4 protein-coding genes are annotated in these 2,892 nt (G+C 75.1%); 2 read left to right on the top strand and 2 right to left on the bottom strand.

Annotation, left to right across the window (positions count from 1 at the left end; translation table 11 throughout):
* Positions 1-214 precede the first annotated feature (214 nt).
* Both ACFV4F_RS43005 and ACFV4F_RS43000 read left to right on the top strand, forming a co-directional pair.
* Complete coding sequence (locus tag ACFV4F_RS43005; protein WP_380435385.1) at positions 215-1,234, top strand: AraC family transcriptional regulator; 1,020 nt, start codon at positions 215-217, stop codon at positions 1,232-1,234.
* Positions 1,235-1,463: 229 nt separating this feature from the next.
* Positions 1,464-1,862: a hypothetical protein gene (locus ACFV4F_RS43000; protein WP_380435384.1), complete on the top strand. Its 399-nt coding sequence runs from the start codon at positions 1,464-1,466 to the stop codon at positions 1,860-1,862.
* A gap of 134 nt (positions 1,863-1,996) precedes the next feature.
* Here ACFV4F_RS43000 and ACFV4F_RS42995 read toward each other — a convergent pair whose 3' ends face one another.
* Entirely contained in the window at positions 1,997-2,677 is a 681-nt protein-coding gene (locus ACFV4F_RS42995; protein WP_380511429.1) for a hypothetical protein, read from the bottom strand.
* On the bottom strand, positions 2,674-2,892 hold a 219-nt coding region (locus ACFV4F_RS42990; RefSeq protein ID WP_380511427.1), incomplete at its 5' end, for a sigma factor-like helix-turn-helix DNA-binding protein. The genes ACFV4F_RS42990 and ACFV4F_RS42995, both read right to left, overlap by 4 nt.

Raw genomic sequence — 2,892 nt, 5'->3', positions numbered from 1 at the left:
CGCCCCAGGGGGGGTTCTCCCGGGGGGGGGGTTCCCCGGCAGACGTCTGCACCCCCCACACCCTGGGAGGTGCCGCCCTAGGCGCCCCCTCCCAGGCTTTTCTCATCCCCGCCCCCGGGAACGATCTGTCATGTGCACGCTATTGTGGGCCGATCCAACAACTTTCAACGACCCAGGTGACACCTGATATTCCACCAGAGAAGGCCGGGGGGCCATGCCAGCTGACTTCGATCCCGGCCCGCACGCCGACGACGCCCGTGCGGGCCTGCTCTACCAGGGCGGAGACGTCGAGGAACTCCACGCCCTGGTCAGCGCCCACTTCTCGCCCCACCGCCTGCGCGTCGTCGACCACGACCGGCGCGCCGACGGCCAGTTCCGCCGGATCTGGGCCGGGCCCGTCTCGGTCTACGACCTCGGGTACGGCACCGCCGTGGAGATCGACCCGGGCGAACTGGCCAGGTTCTACAACGTCCACATCCCGCTCGCCGGCCACGGCACCGTCACCGTCGACGGCACCGAACTGCCCACGACGCTCAGCATCGCCGGGCCCGGCCAGCGGCTCGCCATGGCCTGGAACGGCGACAGCCTCAACCGCGTCGTCCTGATCACCCGCCAGGCCCTCGACGACGCCCTGGCCGTCCGGCTCGGCGACACGCCGTCGGGCATCACCCGCTTCGACCCGGTGCTCGACACCGGCTCGGGCACCGTCGCCGCATGGCTGAGCGCCGTGCAGAGCTTCACCCGCTCCGCCGAGTCCGGCCTGCTCGACGCCTCGCCGCTCGCGCGCGGGCACTTCGAACAGCTGCTGGTCCACGGCCTCCTGGACGCCCAGCCGCACCGGATCAGCCCCTGGTCGGGCCCGGACCGCGCGGCACCCGCCGGAGCCGTCGGCCGTGCCCTCGCCTACTGCAGCGACCACGCGCACGAACCGATCTCGGTCGCCGACATGGCCGTGGCCGCCCGGGTCAGCGTGCGCAGCCTGCGGGCCGGCTTCCGCAGCCGGCTCGGCACGACCCCGCTCGCCCACCTGCGGAACGTCCGGCTGGAGGCGGCCCACCGCGACCTGCTCGCGATGGCCCGTGGGGAGGCCACCGCGAGCACCGTGACCGAGGTCGCCCTGCGCTGGGGCTTCACACACCTGGGCCGCTTCGCCGAGACGTACCGCAAGACGTACGGACGGACGCCGTCGGCGGTCCTGCGCGAGAACCGGCCCCCGCGAGAACGCATCCATTAGACCGTCCGCGCCCGGCGGGGCACTATCCATCCACGGCAGCGGCGGAGCGGCCGCGGATGGATAGCCCGCCCGGACCCGGCCAGGTAAGCCTTGCCTCACGGGAAAGGCCGCAGTGCGCCGCCGGTCGTTCGTGCGCAACTCCTCGGCGCGGCACGGCCTGTCGGCCGGACACCGTCGTCCGGCACAGCCCGTCGTCCAGCAAGGCCCGCTGTCCAGAAAGGGATGTCCCATGCCGATGAGTCGTAAGGTCCCCGGCGCTCTCGCCGTCCTCGTCCTCACCGCCGGCCTCGTCGCCACCGCCCCGAGCGCCGGCGCGGCGCCCGGCATGCGGGAGGCCTCCGCCAGGCCTGCCGTCACCGCCGACTGCAGCGTGCACGGCGACGGCAGGCTGTGGTGCGGCAACAACGCCGGCGCCCGGGCCTTCGCCGACCGCTCCTACCGCTCCGCGACCCGCGGCACCCTGGTGGGCGGCTACAACTGGTTCGACTGCTGGGGCCACGGCGACACCCACCCCGGCGGCAACGACATCTGGTACTGGACCCAGACCGACCAGGGCCCGTGGGGCAACGTCCCCGCCGTCGACGTCTTCACCTCCTCCGACCCGGCGCCGGGCCTGCGCCAGTGCTGACCCGCTGACGGATGCCCGCCCGGCCCGGGGCGCCCCCCCCCCCCGGGTGGGGGGGGCCGGGGGCGCCCCCCCGCCCCCGCCCCCCCCCCCCCCGCGGGGGGGGGGCGGCACGGGCTCTCACTACTGCCCCGGCGCTACGCCCGTTCCGGGGCGGCCAGTTCCGAGACGAGGGCCGAGCGGGGCTGCGGGATCTCGCCGTAGTCCTCGTCGTCGGAGGTGACGGTGAGGCGGTTGATCGCCGCCTCCAGGGCGGTCGGCAGCTTCGGGTGGAGTCCCTCGTGGCAGCGGGCGAGGATGTCGTGGCGCACGTCGTCCGGGAACAGCGGCTCGGTGGCCCGGAGAGGACGGTGCCTGCGGCGCGGGGCGGCCGCGAGGCGCTCCGCCTGGTCCCGCCAGTAGGCGGCGTCCCGGGGCTCCCCCAGCCGCAGGTGGTGCAGGTGCAGCAGGTACGCGGCGGTGGAGCTGCCCGAGCCGGCGGCGAACTGCCACCAGAACTGGGCCGGGTCGTCCCGGCCGGTGACGGCCAGCAGGCACCCGAAGACCAGCGCGCCCTCGGGGTGGATGCGGTGACTGTTCACCAGCAGGTCCAGCGAGCGGCCGGCCTGCGGCGCGCCGAGCACCAGCGCGGTGGCCAGGTCCAGCTCGTGGGCGGCCTGTTCGTGCTCGGACGGGAACGGCGCGGGCGCGGCCGTCACGCGGTCCGACAGGGACGGCGAGGCGGCCAGCGCGCACGGGACGACCGTGACGTGCCGGGCCCCTTCGCGCCTGCCCCCGTCCGCCCAGCCCAGTAGTCGTCCGTACGCCGCCCCCGTCATCGTTCCTCCCCTTGACACGCTTCCAGTACCACGAGCCGCCCCGACGCGAAGTCCGGCCGCCCCACCGCCCGCGCGATGCGGCGGTGGGCCTGGCGGCGGTGCGCGCGCAGCGTCGCGGGCGGGATGCCGAGGTAGGCGGCGGCCTCCTCGTCCGCCAGGCCGAGGCAGTAGGCGAGGACGACGGCGTCCCGCTGGCGCTCGGGCAGGGCCAGGAC

The organism is Kitasatospora sp. NPDC059722 (assembly GCF_042733235.1).
Classification (GTDB): Bacteria; Actinomycetota; Actinomycetes; order Streptomycetales; family Streptomycetaceae; genus Kitasatospora.
Note: the sequence above shows the minus strand (reverse complement) of the source record. Positions and strands in the feature narration are given on the sequence as shown.

Excerpts from the sequence above, each read along its gene's own strand:
- ACFV4F_RS43005 (WP_380435385.1), top strand. The coding sequence starts at position 215 with ATGCCAGCTGACTTCGATCCCGGCCCGCACGCCGACGACGCCCGTGCG.
- ACFV4F_RS43000 (WP_380435384.1), top strand. The coding sequence starts at position 1,464 with ATGCCGATGAGTCGTAAGGTCCCCGGCGCTCTCGCCGTCCTCGTCCTC.
- ACFV4F_RS42995 (WP_380511429.1), bottom strand. The coding sequence starts at position 2,677 with ATGACGGGGGCGGCGTACGGACGACTACTGGGCTGGGCGGACGGGGGC.